The organism is Pseudoalteromonas sp. BSi20439, assembly GCF_000241165.1.
GTDB lineage: Bacteria > Pseudomonadota > Gammaproteobacteria > Enterobacterales > Alteromonadaceae > Pseudoalteromonas.
Window position 1 is genome coordinate 31,143 of record NZ_BADW01000024.1, and the last position, 20,743, is coordinate 51,885.

The window sequence follows — 20,743 nt, forward strand, 5'->3', positions numbered from 1 at the left end:
TTTTAATGTCACGATTTTTTATCGACAGACCCATCTTTGCGTGGGTGCTTGCTATCGTGGTTATGCTTGCAGGTGTGTTGGCTATTCAAAGTTTACCAATAGCACAATACCCGTCAATTGCACCGCCAGCAATTAGCATTACCGCTACTTACCCAGGGGCATCAGCTCGTACCCTAGAGGATACGGTTACCCAGGTTATAGAGCAAAAAATGAAAGGACTAGATGGCTTGTTGTATATGTCATCTACGTCTGAGTCGAGTGGTTCGGCTACGCTTACGCTTTCATTTAGCGCCGATACAGACCCAGACATTGCACAGGTACAAGTGCAAAACAAGTTAGCCACAGCTACACCGCTTTTACCAGAAGAAGTGCAAAGGCAAGGTGTATCGGTGGCTAAGTCTGCACGTAACTTTTTAATGGTATTAGGTTTTGTATCAAAAGATGGCAGCATGACCAATATCGACATTGGTGATTATGTTTCATCTAATGTGCAAGATATTATCTCGCGTGTTGAAGGGGTGGGTGAAGTTCAGCTATTTGGCTCTCAATATGCTATGCGTATTTGGTTAGACCCAGCTAAGTTGCAAAACTACAAATTAACCCCTGCTGATATTAGCACCTCAATTAGTGCGCAAAATGCGCAGGTATCTGCTGGTCAATTAGGGGGCATGCCAGCGGTTGAAGGCCAGCAGCTCAATGCAACGGTAACAGCACAAAGCCGTTTGCAAACCGCAGCAGAGTTTGAACAAATTATAGTAAAAGCAAACGCTGATGGCTCGTTTGTTCGCCTTAAAGATGTAGCGCGTGTGGAGCTAGGTGGCGAGAGCTACCGTGTTGTAGCTCGTTACGATGGAAAACCTGCATCAGGCCTAGGTATTAAGCTTGCCAGTGGGGCAAATGCCCTTGATACAGCTGAAGGTGTAAAAGCTGCGATTGCAGAGCTTAAAGCGTTTTTCCCTGAGGGATTAGACGTTGTTGTACCCTACGATACCACCCCTTTTGTATCACTATCGATTGAAAAAGTGGTTCATACCTTAATAGAAGCAGTGGTACTCGTTTTTGTTGTTATGTATCTGTTTTTACAAAACTTCCGCGCTACGCTTATTCCAACGATTGCTGTGCCGGTGGTGTTACTCGGTACTTTTGGTATTTTGTACACGTTTGGCTATTCAATAAATACATTAACCATGTTTGCCATGGTACTTGCCATAGGCCTACTGGTTGATGATGCCATTGTTGTAGTAGAAAACGTTGAGCGTGTAATGAGCGAAGAAAAACTCTCTGCGCTTGAGGCAACACGTAAATCAATGGATGAAATTAAAGGCGCGCTAGTGGGTATTGCTATGGTGCTGTCGGCGGTATTTATTCCGATGGCGTTCTTTAGTGGCTCTACCGGTGTTATTTATCGTCAGTTCTCTATTACGTTGGTATCAGCAATGGGACTATCGGTATTGGTGGCGCTTATTTTAACACCTGCGTTGTGTGCTACGCTTTTAAAGCCAAGCCATGTTCACGATAACAGCTCGTTATTCGGTCGTTTTTTCAGTGGTTTTAACCGCGGATTTGATAAAACTAATTCAGGCGCACAAAGTCTTGTCAGTCGTATGATCCGTTTATCTAAGCGCTATCTTTTATGTTATGGCCTTATTGTAGCGGGTATGGTGTATATTTTTTCAAGCTTACCAACGGCATTTTTACCAGATGAAGACCAAGGTATTTTGTTTAATCAGGTGTCATTACCAGCAGGCTCAACGACTGAAGAAACGCTTGAAGTAGTTAAAAAAGTAGAAAAACACTTTTTGAACGATCAATCGGATGCTGTAAATGGTATTTTCACGGTGACTGGATTTAGTTTTGCAGGTTCTGGCCAAAACTCAGCAATTGCCTTTGTTAACTTTAAGCACTGGGATGAGCGTCAAGGCGAAGGTTTATCTGTGCAAGCAGTTGCAGGTAAAGCAATGGGCTATTTTTCTACCATTAAAGAAGCGTTTGTATTTGCATTTCCGCCGCCAGCGATTGTGGAACTAGGTACAGCCAATGGCTTTAATATGTTTTTACAAGACCGTGTTGGACTTGGCCACGAGGCTCTACTGGCCGCGCGTAACCAGTTATTAGGCTTAGCAAGCCAAAGCCCAATTCTCGCGGGCGTACGACCTAATGGCCAAGAAGATATGCCAGAGCTCCAGCTTGATGTGGACCTTGCAAAAGCTCAGGCACTGGGCGTTTCGCAAGCTAATATTAACAGCACGCTTGCAACAGCCTGGGGTAGTAGTTATGTAAATGACTTTATTGATCGCGGCCGTGTAAAAAAAGTATACCTACAAGGCGATGCTGAATCGCGAATGGTGCCTGAGGACTTAAACAAGTGGTATGTACGTAATGATAGCGGTGATATGGTGCCATTTTCAGCATTTGCCAGTTCGCATTGGACCTATGGTTCGCCACGTCTTGAGCGTTATAATGGTTTTTCTGCTATGGAAATTCAAGGAACAGCTGCGCCAGGTTACAGTACAGGGCAAGCAATGGATGAAATGGAACGTTTAGTCAAGCAACTACCTAACGGTATTGCCTCTGAATGGACTGGTATTTCATATCAAGAGCGATCAAGTGGCGGTCAAGCGCCATTGCTATATGGCTTATCACTGTTGTTTGTATTTTTATGTTTAGCAGCGCTTTATGAAAGTTGGTCAGTACCATTTGCAGTAATGATAATTGTGCCACTGGGTATTTTTGGTGCGATTGTAGCCGCCTTTATGGGTAACTTATCAAACGATATTTACTTACAAGTGGGTTTATTAACCACCATAGGTTTAGCCTCTAAAAATGCCATTTTAATCGTTGAGTTTGCGATTCATAAAATGGAAGAAGGCTTAAGCTTAGTTGACTCGGCGATTGCCGCTGTACGCCTTCGCTTACGTCCTATTTTAATGACCTCAATGGCCTTTGTGTGTGGTGTGCTTCCATTAGCTATTGCCTCAAGTGCTGGTTCAGGTGCACAAAATGCATTAGGTATTTCAATTATTGGTGGAACACTTGCCGCCTCGTCATTGGTTGTTATTTTTGTACCGTTGTTTTTTGTTTTAGTACGTAGACTGTTTTCAGGAAAAGCTAAAACCACCTCCGAGGAGGAAGTATAATGAGTTTAAGAGCAATCAGTTTTAGTGTTTTAACTTTAGCCATTTTATCTGGATGTCAGTTAGCTCCTCAACAAGAAGCGCTAAATTTACCTGTCCCTGATGCGTATGCATCAGAGACAGGGGATGAGCAGGTGTCCTCGTTAAAATGGCAGCAGTTTTTTAATGATGAAAAACTTAAAACACTGATATCACAAAGTCTTGAACATAATAAAGACCTGCAAATAGCAGCACTTAATGTGCAACGAGTGCGTGGTTTATATCAGATCGAAGATTCTGCGTTATATCCATCACTGGATTTTAATGCATCAGGAAGTCGTCAGCGTTTACCCAGCGATTTATCAGCAAGTGGTCAACCACAAATAAGTTCTCAATACAGTGCAACGGTAGGCATGACGGCTTACGAGTTAGATTTATGGGGTAAAGTACGCAATCAGTCAGAGCAAGCATTACAAACGCTTTATTCAACTCAACTGAGCCAATACACCATGCAAGTGTCGTTAATTGCAGAGCTTGCTAATGCCTGGTTAAATTACGCGACCGATCAACAGTTGTTAGCGTTGGCACAAGAGACGTTATCATCGCAGCAAGCATCCTTATCATTAACCCAAAAAAGTGTTGATTTAGGTGCCGCTTCTAAAATTACGCTGGAACAGCTTAAAAGTACGGTAGCCACAGCGAAAGTTGATATTGCTAAATACCAACGTTTAGTGAAACGCGATAAAAACGCGCTTGATTTATTAGTAGGTAAAACGGTAGGTGAGGATTTACTGCCAAGTAAGTCGTTAAATTATTTATTAGACTTGCCTAGTGTGCCTGTGGGTTTACCTTCTGATTTACTAACGCAGCGACCAGATATAAAAGCAGCAGAGCATCAGCTGTTAGCCGCTAACGCTAACATTGGTATTGCCCGTGCAGCGTTTTACCCGAGCATTAGTTTAACTGCCAATGCAGGAACTGCATCACGTGATTTAAGTAATTTATTTGATGCAGGCTCAGGCACATGGAGCTTCATGCCATCGGTAAATTTACCTATTTTTAATATGGGTCGAAATCAAGCAAATTTAGATGTCGCTAACGCAGAGCAACAAGTTGCTGTAGCAACGTACCAGCAAAAAATACAGCAAGCATTTCGTGAAGTTGCTGATGTACTTGCGGATAGAGAAGGCTATAACGCACAGTTAATGGCTCTTGAGGAGTTATTACAAAGCCGAAAGACAACCTTTGAATTATCGCAGGCGCGCTACGATAAAGGGGTCGATAGCTTTTTACAAGTGCTCGACGCTCAGCGAACTTGGTATAGCGCAAAGCAACAATTGATCACCGGTCAACAAGCTTTGCTTGCAAGTCAAATTAATTTGTACAAAGCGGTTGGCGGTGGCTGGCAGACCACTACTTCAACCGTTAAGTAAATTAGTACGCATAAAGCCTGTTAACAATAAAAGGTTTTATGCGTGATTAAAGTAATGCCCGTTTAGCGTTTATTTTTTGTGATCAAAGCAGTAAACGCTAAATATTTCGAGTTGAGAGACTCGATACTGGAGTTTCAAATGAAACCTAAAAATAAAAAACACCTAGATCCGGTGCAAGCACAAGCGCGTCGCGAGCAGGTATTAACCGCCGCTGCTGATTGTTTTCGTCGCAAAGGTTACCATGGCGCAGGTATGGCAGAAATAGCTAAAACAGCCGGGATGAGTGCCGGCCATATTTATAATTACTTTGAAAGTAAAGAAGCCATAATTGAAAGTATTATTGAACAAGATATGGAAGAAATGTTTTCCATATTTCAAGAGTTTGAAGATCAACCTGGCGATATTTTAACAGTGTTACTTGATGGCTTACACCATGGTGTGCAGCGTCATATGGACACGGGGGCCTGCGTAGTTGACTTAGACATGATGGCAGAGGCCAGTAGAAACAAAAAAGTCGCTTTATTACTACGCGAGGCTGATACGCAAGCACGTAACAGAATGCGTGATTTATTAGTCAGTGAAAGTAGTTTAATAAAATCACATTCAGAGCAAGAACTCGAAAGCCGCATTAATGTGATTTTCTCAGTGATGGCCGGACTGCTATTACGAAAAATGTTATTTCCTGAATTGACCGAGGAAACTGTATTGATTGCACTGCGCCCAGCAATGAAAACATTACTTATGCCATTTGATAAATAATAAGTTGAAGCATTAAATAACTATGAATATTTGACTGATATTGTTGTAAATATGAAAAAGTTATATAAATTAAGCTGCTTTTATTTAAGCGTAATCAATAAAAACTGAGTACGATGTTTTAGCGTGAAGTCATTCCTTTTTATATTAAAAAAGCAATGATTAACAATGGGTTATAGCCAGTTGATGTGACATCGACGCCGGTGGCGAAACGACAACAAACAAGATAAATTGCTTTTTTGGCGTATTATTTGCAAGTTAGGACTATATTAAAGGCGCTAATATGGCGCTGCCAACTTAAAGGAGAGCACATGTGGGCTGCAGTCAGTTATCTTGTAACAGCATTAGTATTTATAGTACTGGGATTGAAGGTTAATTCTGTTTACTTCGCGGTTGCATTTTTTTGGACGGCGCTGTCGCTGATATTGGTCAGCGGTGCTTATTTTTTTAATGCGGGAAAAATATTCAGAAAGCGAGAAAATGGCGTTATCCCTTTTTACATTCGTTGGGCATTTGTTCCTTTTTTGTTAGGTGCACAAATTTATAATGCATGGTCACGCAAGCGCGACAAAGTACCGCCTATTCAACAAATAAACGATAATCTATTTTTAGCATGTCGTTTGTTCCCCTCAGATATAGACACATTGAAAGAAAATGGCATTACCGCTATTTTGGACGTTACTTGTGAATTTGATGGGCTTGAATGGACATCTACCCAAGAAAATATTAGTTATTTAAATATTCCTGTTCTTGATCACAGTGTGCCTACACATTCACAGTTAAACCAAGCCATTAACTGGATCCATCATCATATTAAAAAAGACCGTCGTGTTGTGGTGCATTGTGCATTAGGGCGTGGGCGTTCGGTGTTTGTTATGGCAGCGTATTTATTGAGTCAAAATAAAGATGCGGATGTACATGATATTCTGGCACAAATTAAAGAAACACGTGAAACTGCTAACCTTAACAAACGCCAATTACGCCATTTAGTTAAGCGTCATCGTAGAGGGGAGTTACTAATAAAAAATAAAGCGTACTTAATTGCTAATCCGGTTTCAGGCACTAAGTTGTGGTCTGAAAAAGAGCATTTAATTGTTGCGCGTTTATCTGCGTATTACGATTTAACTATTTTAAAAACTACGCCAGAACAAAACGGTATTACGTTGGCTAAACACGCCATAGAGCACAACCCCGATATTATTATTGCTTGTGGTGGCGATGGAACCGTGACTGAGGTTGCCAGTGTGTTGGTGGGTACATCGTGTCGATTAGGAATAATACCACTGGGCACAGCGAATGCGCTTGCTCATGTATTGATGGGAATAAAGTCTAAATTCATTCCTGTTGAGCAAGCCTGTGATTTAATTATTGATGGTCAAACAAACTTGATAGATACCGCGTATTGTAATAACGATTTGATGTTACTGTTAATAGGTATTGGCTTTGAGCATGCAATGATTGAAAAAGCAGATCGAGAGTCTAAAAATAAGTCAGGTCAACTTGCTTATTTAAACGGCTTTTTACACTCGTTTGGTGAAAATAAAGCGCAACAGCTTATGGTCAAACTCGATGATAATGAGCCTGAGACTATTAATACAAATAGTTTTATAGTGGCAAATGCCGCGCCGTTCACTACGTTATTAGCGCAAGGGGGCGGGCAACCCGACCATCGCGATGGATTATTAGACGTAAACTGGTTAACGCCGAATAAAGATGATGAAACCACGGTATTAAGTATTGCTGAGCTAATGTTTAGCAGTATTACGCAAACGCATTTTGCTATTAACTCGCATTATACAAATGCAAAACGTGTAGAAATAAGCGCAGATGAAATGCTTAATTACGTGATTGATGGCGAGGTTAAATCTGCAGAAAAAGTAGTGGTAAGCATCCACCCAGCATCGTTAAATGTAATATGCCAAGAGCAAATAACTGATTAAAATGGCGTAAGTTGTTACGCCATTGCTTTTTTTGAGCCTTTTATTTTTTAATAGAAGGCCATACAAAACCCGATGTATCAGGTTGTGAAGATTCAGATTGCTTAGGTTTATTTCTAGGTTTACGTAACGGCTTGTTATTAATGGTATGAATATAAAGCGCTTCTACTTTATCCCTTGCCCAAGGCGTTTTACGTAAAAATTTTAAGCTTGATTTTATACTTGGCGAATCGGTAAAACATTTGATATTTACTTGCTCGCCCATTGCTTTGAAGCCTAAACGTTGTTCTAGTTCAACAAGGATTTGCTCTAAAGTTACCCCATGAAGCGGGTTTTTTGGTTGATTATTCATAGTCACACTGCTTTTTTAAACTGCATGTATTGTAACGTATACCGCCGCATCTTAATAGTTTGGAGATGGCTGGCAGATTCCAGATTGTTAATCTTGATTAATTTACGGTAATGGTTGAGGGCTTCTTGGGATAAATAAGGTTACCTTGCTTATCAAGCTTTAGCCACATCAACTGACTGTTGCTATGTTGGGGGTATTTTGCGGCACAAATAAGCGTAACAGAATGAACCTGCACTACGGCACCTTCGCTATAGCGTTTATTATCATACCAGCACTCAGTGTTTGTGTTTATAAGCTGGGTAGCATCAACAACAGAAAGCGTTTTTATTGTGTTTGCGTAGCTTAAAGCTGAAAAACACAAGCATAAAACAGCAATAATAAAAGTAAAATAATAACGCATGAATAACCTCAAGGTGTTTAAAATAACTACACTTAGCAAAAAAACATGCTAGGGTAAGTAAGACAACTTCAGTAAAACACAGAACAATAAAAAGGTGAACACATATGCTATTTAATCAAACTATGATTGATGAATTTACACTACTAGCAAAATTTCCACGCGAGAGCAAAATGCAGGGAATTAAACTTCATTCAGACGCTGAACCCGCCTTACTAAGCGCAGCACAACGTTTATTCGATAAAGGGGTTATAGATAGCCCAGATGGCGGTTATTTAACTGATCTGGGCTTAGATTTAATTGAGCATGTCACTGTAATACACAGTGCGTTAAAAAGTTAGTTTGCGTCGGGTTGGTTTTCAGGGGCTGCATCAATGAAGGCAGTTAACTCATTACAACGTTGGTATATGGCTGCTATTTTAGGATAGGCAGCCATATCTACTTTAAAACGAATGGCATTAAATACCTGTGGTACTAAACATACATCAGCTAAGCTTGGCGAGTCGCCTGCGCAAAATGTGTTTTTGCTATCGAGCATGCGTTCTATTTTTTCAAAACCCACTTCAACCCAGTGCCGGTACCACTTATTTTTTGCTTCATCATCAACATTGAGTTCACTACTCAAATATTTAAGCACCCGTAAATTATCAATAGGATGGATATCGCAGGCAATCGCGTAACTTAAATTGCGAATGTGTGCTTTTTGCCATGCATTACCTTGCAATAATGGTGTCTCAGGATATTGCTCTCCAAGGTACTCTAAAATTGCTAAAGATTGACCTAATACGCCGTCTTCTGTTTCTAAAGCAGGTAAAAGTCCTTGGGGGTTTTTCTGTAAGTAATCTGTGCTTTGTTGCTCTGATTTTAATAAGTTTACCGGCACCAACTTGTGATCAATATTTTTTAGGTTTAATGCGATGCGCACACGATACGCTGCAGATGAGCGAAAATAAGTATAAAGCTTCATAATCTAATTATCCTTGATTGCCATTAAAGTGTTTTTTGATTGTGCGCCAGCAGTCAGTGTAATTAGCTTGGCGCTCTTTACCTTCTAATGCGTATTTAGTCGGCGATATTACATAACGTGACTCAAACATAAACGCCAGCGTATTATCGTAGCGTTGTGGTTCTAAATCGACGTTTGACGCTTTTTCAAATACATCCGCTTCAGGTCCATGCGGAGACATACAATTATGTAAACTTGCGCCACCTGGCACAAAGCCATGCTCTTTTGCATCATATACACCTTCAATTAACCCCATAAATTCACTCATGATATTGCGATGGTAGTAGGGCGGACGAAACGTGTTTTCAGCAACCATCCAACGCGGCGGAAAGATAACAAAATCAACATTAGCCATCCCTTCAGTAGCTGATGGCGAGGTTAAAACGGTAAATATAGACGGATCCGGATGGTCAAAGCTTACTGTATTCATTACATTAAATCGCGATAAATCGTATTTATAAGGCGCGCTATTACCTGTCCATGCAACAACATCGAACGGGGAATGCTTAATCTCACAGCTGAATAAGTTGCCATTAAATTTTGACACCAGTTCAAAATCACCTTCTTTATCTTCAAAAGCCGCAACTGGGTATTGAAAGTCACGGTCGTTGGCATAGCCGTTTGCACCAACCGGGCCTCGCTCTGCAAGCTCCAAAGCATGACCATAGTTTTCGCAGATATAACCACGGGCCGTTGATTGTATTAAATCAACAGAAAACTTCATTCCTCGGGGTATAACTGCAACTTCACCTGGTTTTACACAGAGCTTACCGCATTCTGTATGCAGGAGTAGCTCGCCTTGTTGGGGTACAAATAGCATTTCACCGTCAGCGTTGTAAAAGTAGCGATCAAACATAGACTTGTTAGCAACATAAACATGAATACCGATGCCAGATTGCCCATTAGCACTGCCGTTAGCAGCCATTGTTATGAGTCCATCTAGAAAATCAGTTGGCTTTGTAGGAATTTCAACGGGGTTCCAGCGAAGCATAGTCGGAGGTGTTACGGCTTCAGTGATAGGCGCAGTTCGAATCAAGCCGTTATCAACTGCGGTGTAATCACCTTGCACTACCGAAGGGCGTAACCGATACAGCCATGTTCTGCGGTTAGCTGCTCTAGGCGCGGTAAATGCTGTAGAGCTAAATTGTTCAGTGTAAAGATCGTACTTAACTTTTTGAGGAGTAAATTGCCCTATAGGCAAGGCACCGGGTAGCGCTTCGGTTTCAAATTCATTACCAAAACCGGTCATGTACTTTAACTGTTCTGCCATTACTGACTCCTGTGAGAGAAGGCTAGTTTTATGTTTTATTTATTTAAGTTAAGATACTCTCAAGTGAGAGTAATTTCAAATTGCTCAATGAATGTGTATGTAAATATAAATGAACAGCTAGTAAACCTATTTAACGGGATAACAATGAAACTGGATTTAGACACTTTTTTAGCATATCAACTAATTAATGTAGCAATTTTGGTAAGTAATGACCTTGCTAAGGTATACCAGAGCAAATTTGACTTAACGATACCTCAATGGCGAATTTTGGCGAATTTAGCGCAATTTGGTCATAGTAATGCCAAAAATTTATGTACGCAGGCAAATATGGATAAATCGACCGTGTCGCGTGCAATAAAAATATTAGTAGAAAAAAAGTTGCTAATAACTCAAATTAATTCAGAGGATAAGCGCGCAGCCATACTTTCATTGAGTGAAGCTGGAAAAGATATGTATAAAAAAATAGTACCCGAGGCGTTAAAGTGGGAAAAAGAACTATTGGCTTCGTTAAACACACATGAACAGGATTTATTAATAAGCTTACTTAATAAGCTAAAAAATAAATTACAGGCATAAAAAAGCCCATCAAATGATGGGCTTTTATAATTTTAACTAATCTAACAATTTAGATTAGAAAGTGTAACGGACACCTACACGCATTTCCCATACTGAAGCACCAGTTTGTACTGAAGTATTTGCGTTATTACCGTTAAAGCCTGAGTAAACGTAACGACCTTGGTCATCAATAGATGTTGAGATCATGCTTGCGCCTACGAAAGGACCTTTCTTAAGTACGCCCCAGTCATCATTTAGCATGTTTGTAAGGTTGTCGATTACAAAGAATGCTTCACCTTTATGGCCTTCCATAAAGCCTGGTAATTCTTGTGTAACTTTAAGGTTAAACTTAACAAACCAGTCAGCATTTTGTTGGTTACGACCTGTGATTTCACCACGTTTAAGTCCTTCAGAAGCAATAAAGTCGTTAAACTCATTGATTTCATCAGCCGACATGTTGTAAATAACGTTAGGATCGTTTTCAAGTGGAACGTACATTAACTGACGGTTGCCATTCCAGTTGTTATCACCAAAGGTAGTGTTGCGGTTAGCATCTGTGTTATCGCTACCATCAAACGTAAAGCTGTAAGGTAGGCCTTTGTATGCTTCACCGTAAAGGTTAAAGCGTGTTTCAAAGCCATCTACAAACTCATATTTGTAACCAAGCGTCATAGTAAAACGATGCGGAATTTCATAATCTGAAGACGCAACACCTGGGTTACCTGGGTTAGTAAGTGCGATGTTACCATAGTTAGAACCAGCTACAGAGCTAGTCATTGGGTTTACATCGTCTGCATCTGTGTATGCATAACCAAAGCTAAAGTTGATGCCGTTATCGAACATTTTGCTAACTGCTGCAGAGATAACTGAAGAATCACCGCTATCGCCACTAACATTTGTTAATAAATACTCATTACTACGACCTTCGATTGACTCGTAAATAGGACGACCATCAAACGTAGTTTCGCCGCTATCTTGAAGTGCAATATCACGCATCAATGCAGCATCTTTCTTCTTCGAGTATAGGTAGTCTACAGAGATTACGTATTCGTCTTCAGTTGTGTATGTAGCACCAAGAGAGTATTTCCACTCTGAAGGGATTTCAAAATCTGGGTCTACAGCATTAACTGTTGCATCGCCTACACCAATTTCTGTATTTGCAACAATGTCAAACATACCTTGTGGTACGTCAAAACCAGGTGTACCGCCGTTTACGTTAGCTGTATTGAATAAATCTACACCACGGAACTGCGTACTAATGTTTGTAATACCATCGTTAGAGTAAGAGTTAGACAGCCATACGTTCGGGTTACCACCAGAGAACAAGCCTAAGCCAGCGCGCACTTCAAGTTCGTCAGTTGCATACCATTGGAATCCAACACGTGGCTGCAGTAAGTCAATACCGTCGAATGTAGACTGGTTGCTGAAACCGTAACGGTTAGTGAAGTTTTGGTTAAAGTTAGGAACGTCATCACTTGTGTACTTGTCGTAACGTAAACCAAACTGAATGGTTGCATCTAAGTCAGTGAATGCGTATTCATCTTGGACATAGAATGTATGCTGCGCATATTTAAAGCTTGCAGCCGCATCATTCGGGTTATTAGTACCTGCAGCATTGTTGTAGTAGATACGCGCTGCTTGACCTGCTTCAAAGTCGTCAATTGAGTCAAAGCGCCACTCACCTTCTGTTTGCTGTACGAACAAGTTAAAAACAGATAGCTCTTCAAACTCGTAACCAGCAGTAATTGTGTGTTGATCTAGGTAATAAGTACCAGCAACTTTAAATGTAGTTGTGTCGTAATCTAGATCGTTTGATTGACGAGAATCATCTGGACCAATGAATACAGTACCGCCATTATCAGTGCGGATTTGCATTTCACCAAAGCTGCTTGCAGCATCTAATGACTGAACCGTTGCATCTAGCTCTGATTTACCTAAACGAATTTCAGTAGAAAAATCGTCTGACCAATCAGAATATACAGAACCAATGATTGATGTAAACTCAGCACTTTGATTGTAGAAGTGGTTTGATAAAGAAACGCGGCTAGAACCAGTATCAGACTGAGAAATTGTGTTACCGTCGTTGTAGTTATAAATTAAGTTTGCACGGTGATCTTCGTTGATGTTCCAATCTAGTTTTACTAAGATTTTTTCATCTTCAACAGGCATGCTTGATGGCATACCGCCTGCATCGTAGCCGTAAACTGATTGAGAAATACTCTGAATGCGAGATACGTCATCAGCTGTAACACTACCACTGCTAAGGCCGTCGTAATTAAACTGGCGAACACCTTCAAGTTTTTCGTATGAAGTGAACAAGAATAATGTATCTTCAACAAGCGGAAGGCCTACGTTGAAACCGTAACGTTTTTCAGTGTAGTTACCGTTATCAACTTCATTACCTTCAATTTCGTCGCCTTTCATTGAATCGTTTGTGTAATCGAAGAAAACACCACCGTGAACGTCGTTGCCACCAGATTTAGTTACAGCGTTAATATTACACGATGTAAAGCCACCGTATTGAACGTCAAAAGGTGCTAGTTCAGCTGAAACTTGTTCAATAGAGTCGAAAGAGAAAGGGGCACGGATAGTAGGGTAACCGTTTGAGCTTAAGCCGAAGTTATCGTTCATGCGAACGCCGTCAAGCGTTAAGCTGTTGTAACGTGGGTTACCACCACCACAGTTGATTGAACCACGGCTATCATCAATTGTGATACGTGGGTCAATACGGATGATATCTTTTAAATCACGGTTGATGGCTGGTTGGTTTTCAAGATCTGTTAGCGTAAAAGTAGACGCAGGACCTGTACCACCAGACATAGCACTGATAGGAGCACCCGTAACTACAATTTGCTCGATGTTAGAGATATTCTCTAAAGAAGCATTTACCGGGTAATCGTTACCAATGTTAAGAATAATGTTATTGAACTCTTGGTCTGCATAAGTGTCAGAATCTACAACTACTCTGTATGGACCACCAACACGCAGGCCTTTAGCTGTAAAGTAACCAGCATCATTAGTTTCAGTTGTTTTAACTGAGCCTGAAGGAACGTGTAAAATTGTAATTTTAGTGCCAGCAGCAGGGTTGCCGTTAGGACCAGTGATTTGACCTTTAATTGCAGATGTTGTTTCATTTGCAATTGCAGCGCCACTAACACCAACACATGCTGCGATAGCAAGTGATAGGGCCGTTTTGCGTATTTGAGTTTTCATTTAATTTTCCCGTGTAGTTAATAATTAAATTTTTATATTTTTATTTTTTGGTTTTCAAAAAATAAACTAAATGCAGGTTTATATTTTAAAAACCATCGCTATTGTACCCCAATTGTTTGTTACAAATAAAATACAACTGCAATGTTTTTTTAATAAATAGTACAAATTTTGACTATTTTTTACCTTTTTTTGAGTAATCACTCTATTAGCGAGCTCATACTACCGATGTTTTATGACAAACTTGTGAAATGTAAAACAAGCTTTTACAAAAAATCCCCGTGTGTAGGTTTTATGTGTCACAAATTACATAGATACTTTTTTTAACGCTGTTTCTAGCTCTTTAGCTGAAGGGTCAAACATAGCGTTTAACAAACCAGCCAATCGGACACCTGCTTGTAGCAGACGTGTTTTTACGATAGGTGTATTTTTATAAACATAGCTGTAGCCAACTTCTTCATTTGTAGATTTATAAAGTGCATTTGCTAAATTATGAGATTCTTCAATCCAAGTAGTTGGTGTACTTTCTAAATATTCTGCAATTAGTTCACTGTTATTAGTATTTATAAACTGCGCGTACTCAGTAAATGATAAGTTTTCGTTTTCAACTAATTTAGTATCCCACAAGCTGTGTAAGTTTGTATCTTGACCAAAAAACGACACTTTAATACGGTTTCCGCCTCTATCTTCGCTTCTTCCTGCATGGAAGGGTTGATGGCTATCACCAACCAAGTGAACTAAAAAACGTAAACTAAATTGCTTTGCATCTAGGCTGCTGTTTTTATCTTTGAGTGTTTTTATAGAATAGTGGATGCCTTCTAGAATATTGCTAACCGACTCTTTGTTGTTTGTATGGTCGTGATTGATTGTGAAGGACTTGTTAGGTGAGGCGTTAATGTAGTGCCAACGAGAAGATTGCTTTTGCCAAAATCTCCCCGGGTTTGAGCGCATCTCGTCAGGCCAAGTTGAAACCTGTGCAAGTGATTCACCCGCTAAGAATGGTTTAATAGCTGACTTTGTGGTGTCTGTTATATGAGATTCAGCAATTTTACCTACAACCCGGTGACCGTTTTGGCCCCAAGCAAGTGAATCGCTACTTGTAAAAATGGCACCTATTAAAAGCGCTGACGTTATCGAATATTTTACATTGATACGCATTAAGGTTCCCTAATTAATTTGGAGTGGTGTTGCTGCGTTGTAATAAGGTCAATTGTCCTTACTTTTGTTGAAATTAGGAAGGACTCAATAAAATTCATAATTTCTTATTCATATTTATTATAAATCATTGCTTTAGCATCTATAGGTAAAATTACTTGTTGTAATAAGTAATTAAAATTGTTCAAATGAATAAGTAATGTATTTTAGGATGTCTTTAGCTTGAATATTAAAAATACGGTATTGCAAAAAACTTCAATTGTTACATTTTTGTTTATAGTAATAGTTTTTGCTTGGGTGTGTGGTCAATTAATTGTAAATGACGATGAACTCGCTTTTCCTGTACTTATTGAAACATCAACAACATGTCGTACAACAGCGACCGCAAACGATAGTGAGCTTATTGTATTTACACCCTCTAAAAATATTGCAGTGCAACTTACACAGAATTTGTGTGGTGATAATGTCGTTGCTAAACAGTACGGAGTGGTTGTTGGGTATTGGGGGTATAAAACATCAGACAGTTTAGAGTTTGTAGGTAAAGGAATTGCAGACCTGATACTCGCAAAAAACAACATTATGGCGGCTTTTAAAGCTGAATCTACCTATAATTATATGCCCGTTGTTGGTTTTTCTGATTACACTGCATTCTTTATATCTTCAAAAGAAAAGCCAATTATTTCAAAATCTTATTTTTTAGACAAAAAAATAGGGCTGCTTGATTACCCAACGAGTCGCTCAGGGCATATTCTTCCAAAACAGGTCTTTAAAGATCTCGATATAAATATTGCAAACTTAAATATATTGTACGCAAGCTCTCATAATGAACTACGAGACTTATTAGCCAACGGTAAAGTAGATATTATTGCGTCGTTTTGGAAAGAAAACGATAAAGACCGTTTCTCAAAAAACTATATCACCCCATTAAGCAATAACATAACAGGCACACGTTGGTACTTGAAAATGCAACAAAACAACACTGATTTGTTATGTGCTGTACAAGAACATCTAATGGCTATGTCTAGAGACCAAGAACTTCATTATTATCAAGATGTTTCGCCCTTTTGGCAATGTGACAATAATACAGCTGTTTTTAATATAGGGGGACAATAATGAGTAGGCTTAAGTTTTTTGCAGTGTCTTCGTGTATTTTTTTAATGCTTTCTTTAGTGTTTTATATATCTATGATTAATAAAACCCAGCGTGTTAGCGAGCAGCAAAAGGTCCAAATTGAAAAACAAATTGCACTAGATTTACCATTACTCGATTTGCCAAATGAACTGTATAAGCATGCAGGTAATAAAGACGCTTTAGATGGCTATATTGACTCACTAAATAGTTATCTAAAAACGAGTAACTTGCGTGTCATCGATATCAGTACGGGTCAGGTTGTTCACAGCAAGTTAAAGGCAAAACAATTTACTAGTAGCTTAGCGACGAGTGAAGGCCCTGTGAATATTATTTTTAGTGTAGATGAGCATTACTTGACACCTAGTAATAAAATCTTCTTTTTGTTTTTTTACTTGTCAGTCTTTTTGTTGCTGTGTGGTTAAAAGTGGTAGAAAGTAAGAAAAGCAAGCTAAGCTTAAACAAGAGTATTAACTCTGTTGCATCAATGCCAATGCCTTTAGTGCTCATAATTGATTTACGCAATAAAACACTTTCACATAGTTATGATAAAGAGCACAGCGTTCAATTAGCTAATAAACCATTGTGTTTTTACCTAGCCCTTGTTGAGTATTGTTCAGCTAATAGTGATGTCATTTTAAATCATAATAAAAATGTACCCGATGAGCTTATTGAACTTGCCAACAAGTATTTTTCCCGATTAACAGAGCTAGGGCATACGATAAGGAAGCGACCAAACTTCAATAATAGCCTTGAAAAAACGTTGAGTGAAATAAGGGCTTCGCTTGACGACGTTTTGAATGAATATCCTGAAGAAAAAGAAATTTATTACCCTCCAAAAGCATATGGAGAAGGCTCTCGCTCTCGTCTGCACAGCTACGGGCTCATAAATATTGCAAAGGGAAATATTGAAATAATAGGGAAGTAATTTTACCTCCCTATTGTTATCAGTGATTATTTAGGAGCAAACTCAGCCGCTTTTATTGGACTATGTTGCGATATAAATGTTTTAAGTGCTTGGGCGTCAGTTTCGTCAGTGCTAACAAAACCCTCTAGCGTATTTATAGTTGGGTAACCATCACCGCCCGATGCGTTATAGCTATTTAAACTCATGCGGTATGTTTTACTTTTATCGAACGGTTTACCGTTAATAAATACGTTTGTAAGCTTACCATCTTTGCGTTCAAACGAAAGCTTGTGATATTGCAAGTAAGCACCAGCGTCTGCCGGGAAGCTTGTTACTGTATTTAAGTAGTCCCATAGTTCATCACCTTGCCAATCCATATACGTTATACGGTTTTTAAAAGGGTGAACTTTTAATATGTCTTTATAGCTTATTTCACCAGCATCAATTGAGCTGCGAATACCACCGCCACTGATCAAACCAAAATCTGCACCTACCACATTCATTTGTGCTTGGATAATAACACGAGCAAGGTTTGTTTGTTGATAGCGTACTTTGTTTCTATCACCTTCTAACCTTGCATCAACAGAGCCAATAGTCCCCTCAATTTGTTTAGCACCAATCGCTTGGTATTTAGCTAAAAACGCTTTTAATGACGTGTCTGGCTTAATATATTCGTTCGCAAGTACCTCTTTTAATGTGCCGTCAGCTTGTGTTTTTTCTACATATAAATTAACTGGCATTAATTTATAATCAAGTAGGCTCAATTCACCATTTTCTAATTTGAACTCAGCCTTACCAACGTACTTTCCCCACTCGTGGGCTTGCATTATCCACGTGCCATTTTGCTGATCAGGATTACAAGCTAAGCCAGGTTTAAAACTATCATCGTTTACATTTTCTGATGCCATACACACAGGCTCTTGTGAGTGGCCACCTATGATCATATCAAGCGTATTAGCAGGCAATGAGCGAGCAAGTGTTACATCGCCCGGTGCGTTTATGCCATGTTTAGCATCAATAAAATGGCCCATGTGAGTAACAGCAATAGTAATGTCTGGGTTGTATTTTGCTTTTATCTCTTTAGCTAGGTTGGCTGTTACTGGAACAGGGTCTTTAAATTCTAAGTGACCAATGTACTGAGGGTTTCCTATTTTTGCTGTATCGGTTGTAGTTAAACCTATCACGGCAATAGTTAAGCCATTTTTTTCAAAAATTTTATAGGCGTCAAAAGCGTTCTTACCTGACGACTTTTCCACTATATTAGCCGATAAGAGAGGGAAGTTAGCCCAGTTTTGTTGCTTGGCTAAAACACTAAGTGGGTTATCAAATTCATGATTACCTAATGCCATTGCATCGTAGCCGAGTAAAGACATCCCTTTAAAGTCAGGCTCTGCATGCTGTAAATCAGATTCTGGTATACCTGTATTTATGTCGCCACCTGATAGCAGTAAAACTGCATGACCTTTTATTTTCGCTTCACTACGTAATTGATCCAGTAGTGTTTTGCGAGCAGCCATACCGTATTCGCCTTTTTCGTTATGCCAAAAGCGACCATGATTATCGTTAGTATGAAGAACGGTTAAGTATTGTGTAGAAGATGTTTTTTCATTAGTTGTGGCAGATGTGCATCCCAGTACACCCAAAATGATCGAAAAAATAAAAATTATGCGCATAAAATACCTGTGTATTAAGTTGTACTTAATGTTGTAGGTGGCTAGTTTAAACTAGTTTGAAATATAAAAAAGGCAGATATTTATATTTTGGCTAATTACGACTCGTAGCCGCATTTTCCCTGCGTTTGAGTTCTTGGCTAGCGTAATGTGACTTTTCGTGTTTTGTAGCAACCATCCAATTTAAAAAGCTTGCTGGGAGTTTGGTGTATGCTTCGCCTTTGTGTAGGCCAAAGTCGCAAATTGTGTGTGGTGTTTGTGTCATGTGTATCCGTTATCTCTGTTATTTAATAATTAGCAATGAGCAAAGTTAAACATTTACTCGGTTTACATATTCATAGAAAATATAAATCAATATTGTGTAATTGAAATGTTACCAGAACGGTCTAATTTGTATCAACTATCTTAATGCTATCGATTTTCTTAGTGTGTAGCATTAACCTAAACAAAACTTATTTTTAAATAACTATAATAATAGGATCTAACATGAAAAAACGTTTACTGTGTTCATTGCTCGCTTCATTAAGCTTTGCTAGCCATGCAACCATAGTCGAAATGCAAACTAGCCAAGGCACAATTGAGATTAATTTATTTGACCAGCAAACACCAAAAACCGTAGAAAACTTTTTAAGTTATGTGCAAGACGACTCATACAATGAAACAGTTATTCATCGTTCAATAGACAATTTTGTAATTCAAGGCGGTGGTTTTACATTTTCAGACACACTTGACCCAATAACAACTAAACCTGCTGTTATCAATGAACCTGTATTTTCTAATGTTAAAGGTACTATTGCCATGGCTAAGTTAGGGGGCAACCCTAATAGTGCTACTAGCCAGTGGTTTTTTAATATGGCTAATAATAGTGGGGGAAGTGCGGCACTTGATACGCAAAATGGTGGGTTTACAGTGTTTGGACAAATCACAGCAGAAAGTCAGGAAACGCTTGATAAAATTGTGGCCCTTGTTCATTGTTCAGAAGTGCCATTAGTTGGTATTACTCAAGCGCAATGTTCAGATGAAAATGTGGTTATTAGTAATGAAAACTTGGTATCAATTCAAAGTGTGGTTGTACTTAGTGATGATCCTAATTCAGCACAAAATTTAACACCTAAAGAGAATACATTAATTGATAACGTAGAAGTTACCCCACCACAAAGTTCAGACTCTAGTGGCAGTATGGCATGGTTATTAGGTGCACTATTACTAGTAGTACCTCGCTTGAAACGTGCTAAGTAAACTTTAATAAATAACGGCGAATGATTAAATCCGCCGTTATTTTTGTTTAATTATAAAGTATGCTCAGCACTAGCAAAGTCCACATTACAAACACAGATAAGCAACCAAGTAAAAATACTCTAAAACGGGTTCTTAAATGATTACTACCAAGGTGAATGAGGCTATGAATAATCCGTGTGGCTACAAATAAACAGGCAAGTACTGCAATACTGACACTTGCCATATTAAGCTGTAAAGCAAGTAAACATCCCGCATAAAAAAGCACAGGTATTTCAAATTGATTGCTAAAATTACGATCAGCAACCCTCACATGATCGCCTGCATTATCGAGGCGCATAGCAGCAAAGTCGCTTAACTGTATTTGTTTATTTTTAGCTGCTGCAAAACGACGTTTTCCCATAATCACCATAACAACTAATGAAAGTGTTACCTGCACAAACATGGCCATTATTATTATCTTTTCCATAACTTACCTTATTATTTTCTTTGAGTATTCGATTGTTATTCACAATGTGTTACATAATTAAGTGCTAATTAGTAGCATAGTATTAATTGATAGTGGTAGTTTATAGCTGATTTAGTCTTTTTAAAACGCTAATACCCTATTCTACGATA

The 20,743-nt window shown here is 39.1% G+C and carries 17 protein-coding genes and 1 pseudogene; 9 read left to right on the forward strand and 9 right to left on the reverse strand.

Translation table 11 applies throughout. The features are described from left to right. Positions 1 to 5: 5 nt before the first annotated feature. The 4 genes from P20439_RS02445 to P20439_RS02460 all read left to right on the forward strand — a co-directional run bounded on the left by P20439_RS02445 (position 6) and on the right by P20439_RS02460 (position 7,242). Positions 6 to 3,137 carry an efflux RND transporter permease subunit gene (locus P20439_RS02445; RefSeq protein ID WP_008464335.1) on the forward strand — a complete coding sequence of 1,044 codons (3,132 nt, stop codon included), beginning with the start codon at positions 6 to 8 and terminating at the stop codon, positions 3,135 to 3,137. Beyond that, a complete protein-coding gene (locus P20439_RS02450; protein WP_008464337.1) occupies positions 3,137 to 4,546 on the forward strand; it encodes an efflux transporter outer membrane subunit in 1,410 nt (469 codons plus the stop codon). The genes P20439_RS02445 and P20439_RS02450 overlap by 1 nt, the downstream gene beginning before the upstream one ends. 138 nt (positions 4,547 to 4,684) lie before the next feature. Continuing rightward, a complete protein-coding gene (locus P20439_RS02455; protein WP_008464339.1) occupies positions 4,685 to 5,305 on the forward strand; it encodes a TetR/AcrR family transcriptional regulator in 621 nt (206 codons plus the stop codon). A 308-nt stretch (positions 5,306 to 5,613) separates the two neighbouring features. Further along, positions 5,614 to 7,242 (forward strand): diacylglycerol kinase family protein, encoded by a 1,629-nt coding sequence (locus P20439_RS02460; protein ID WP_008464341.1) that lies wholly within the window; start codon positions 5,614 to 5,616, stop codon positions 7,240 to 7,242. Between the two features lie 40 nt (positions 7,243 to 7,282). Here P20439_RS02460 and P20439_RS02465 read toward each other — a convergent pair whose 3' ends face one another. Together P20439_RS02465 and P20439_RS02470 are read right to left on the reverse strand one after the other, a co-directional pair. Beyond that, positions 7,283 to 7,591 (reverse strand): VF530 family DNA-binding protein, encoded by a 309-nt coding sequence (locus P20439_RS02465; RefSeq protein WP_008464342.1) that lies wholly within the window; start codon positions 7,589 to 7,591, stop codon positions 7,283 to 7,285. A 97-nt stretch (positions 7,592 to 7,688) separates the two neighbouring features. Next, positions 7,689 to 7,991 (reverse strand): DUF1496 domain-containing protein, encoded by a 303-nt coding sequence (locus P20439_RS02470; protein ID WP_008464344.1) that lies wholly within the window; start codon positions 7,989 to 7,991, stop codon positions 7,689 to 7,691. Positions 7,992 to 8,095: 104 nt separating this feature from the next. On the opposite strand from P20439_RS02470, the gene P20439_RS02475 reads away from it, so the two are divergent. Then, entirely contained in the window at positions 8,096 to 8,329 is a 234-nt protein-coding gene (locus tag P20439_RS02475) for a TIGR02647 family protein (protein ID WP_008464346.1), read from the forward strand. Here P20439_RS02475 and maiA read toward each other — a convergent pair. Next, positions 8,326 to 8,955: a maleylacetoacetate isomerase gene (gene maiA, locus P20439_RS02480; RefSeq protein ID WP_008464348.1), complete on the reverse strand. Its 630-nt coding sequence runs from the start codon at positions 8,953 to 8,955 to the stop codon at positions 8,326 to 8,328. The genes P20439_RS02475 and maiA overlap by 4 nt on opposite strands. Before the next feature lie 7 nt (positions 8,956 to 8,962). Further along, on the reverse strand, positions 8,963 to 10,264 hold the full coding sequence (gene hmgA, locus P20439_RS02485) for a homogentisate 1,2-dioxygenase (RefSeq protein WP_008464350.1): 1,302 nt from the start codon (positions 10,262 to 10,264) through the stop codon (positions 8,963 to 8,965). A 30-nt stretch (positions 10,265 to 10,294) separates the two neighbouring features. Between hmgA and P20439_RS02490 the strand changes: the two genes are divergently transcribed. Further along, positions 10,295 to 10,840 (forward strand): MarR family winged helix-turn-helix transcriptional regulator, encoded by a 546-nt coding sequence (locus tag P20439_RS02490; RefSeq protein ID WP_008464354.1) that lies wholly within the window; start codon positions 10,295 to 10,297, stop codon positions 10,838 to 10,840. Between the two features lie 54 nt (positions 10,841 to 10,894). On the opposite strand, the gene P20439_RS02495 is transcribed toward P20439_RS02490, so the two are convergent. Together P20439_RS02495 and P20439_RS02500 are read right to left on the reverse strand one after the other, a co-directional pair. Next, complete coding sequence (locus P20439_RS02495) at positions 10,895 to 14,032, reverse strand: TonB-dependent receptor (RefSeq protein ID WP_008464355.1); 3,138 nt, start codon at positions 14,030 to 14,032, stop codon at positions 10,895 to 10,897. A 303-nt stretch (positions 14,033 to 14,335) separates the two neighbouring features. Further along, the gene (locus P20439_RS02500) at positions 14,336 to 15,187 is read right to left on the reverse strand and encodes a S1/P1 nuclease (protein ID WP_008464357.1); all 852 of its coding nucleotides are present in this window, start codon (positions 15,185 to 15,187) and stop codon (positions 14,336 to 14,338) included. Positions 15,188 to 15,406: 219 nt separating this feature from the next. On the opposite strand from P20439_RS02500, the gene P20439_RS02505 reads away from it, so the two are divergent. Next, entirely contained in the window at positions 15,407 to 16,297 is an 891-nt protein-coding gene (locus tag P20439_RS02505; RefSeq protein ID WP_008464359.1) for a hypothetical protein, read from the forward strand. Next, positions 16,297 to 17,240, forward strand: a pseudogene (locus tag P20439_RS19180) (hypothetical protein). Before P20439_RS02505 ends, P20439_RS19180 begins: the two are co-directional and overlap by 1 nt. Positions 17,241 to 17,266: 26 nt before the next feature. Here P20439_RS19180 and ushA read toward each other — a convergent pair. Further along, positions 17,267 to 18,892 (reverse strand): bifunctional UDP-sugar hydrolase/5'-nucleotidase UshA, encoded by a 1,626-nt coding sequence (ushA, locus tag P20439_RS02520; protein WP_008464365.1) that lies wholly within the window; start codon positions 18,890 to 18,892, stop codon positions 17,267 to 17,269. Positions 18,893 to 18,983: 91 nt separating this feature from the next. Beyond that, positions 18,984 to 19,154 carry a hypothetical protein gene (locus P20439_RS18640; RefSeq protein WP_008464367.1) on the reverse strand — a complete coding sequence of 57 codons (171 nt, stop codon included), beginning with the start codon at positions 19,152 to 19,154 and terminating at the stop codon, positions 18,984 to 18,986. A gap of 221 nt (positions 19,155 to 19,375) precedes the next feature. Between P20439_RS18640 and P20439_RS02525 the strand changes: the two genes are divergently transcribed. Next, positions 19,376 to 20,128, forward strand: a complete 753-nt coding sequence (locus P20439_RS02525; protein WP_008464369.1) for a peptidylprolyl isomerase — start codon at positions 19,376 to 19,378, stop codon at positions 20,126 to 20,128. A gap of 46 nt (positions 20,129 to 20,174) precedes the next feature. Here the strand turns inward: P20439_RS02525 and P20439_RS02530 are convergent, their stop codons facing one another. After that, positions 20,175 to 20,594 (reverse strand): MAPEG family protein, encoded by a 420-nt coding sequence (locus tag P20439_RS02530; RefSeq protein ID WP_036932760.1) that lies wholly within the window; start codon positions 20,592 to 20,594, stop codon positions 20,175 to 20,177. Positions 20,595 to 20,743 lie beyond the last annotated feature (149 nt).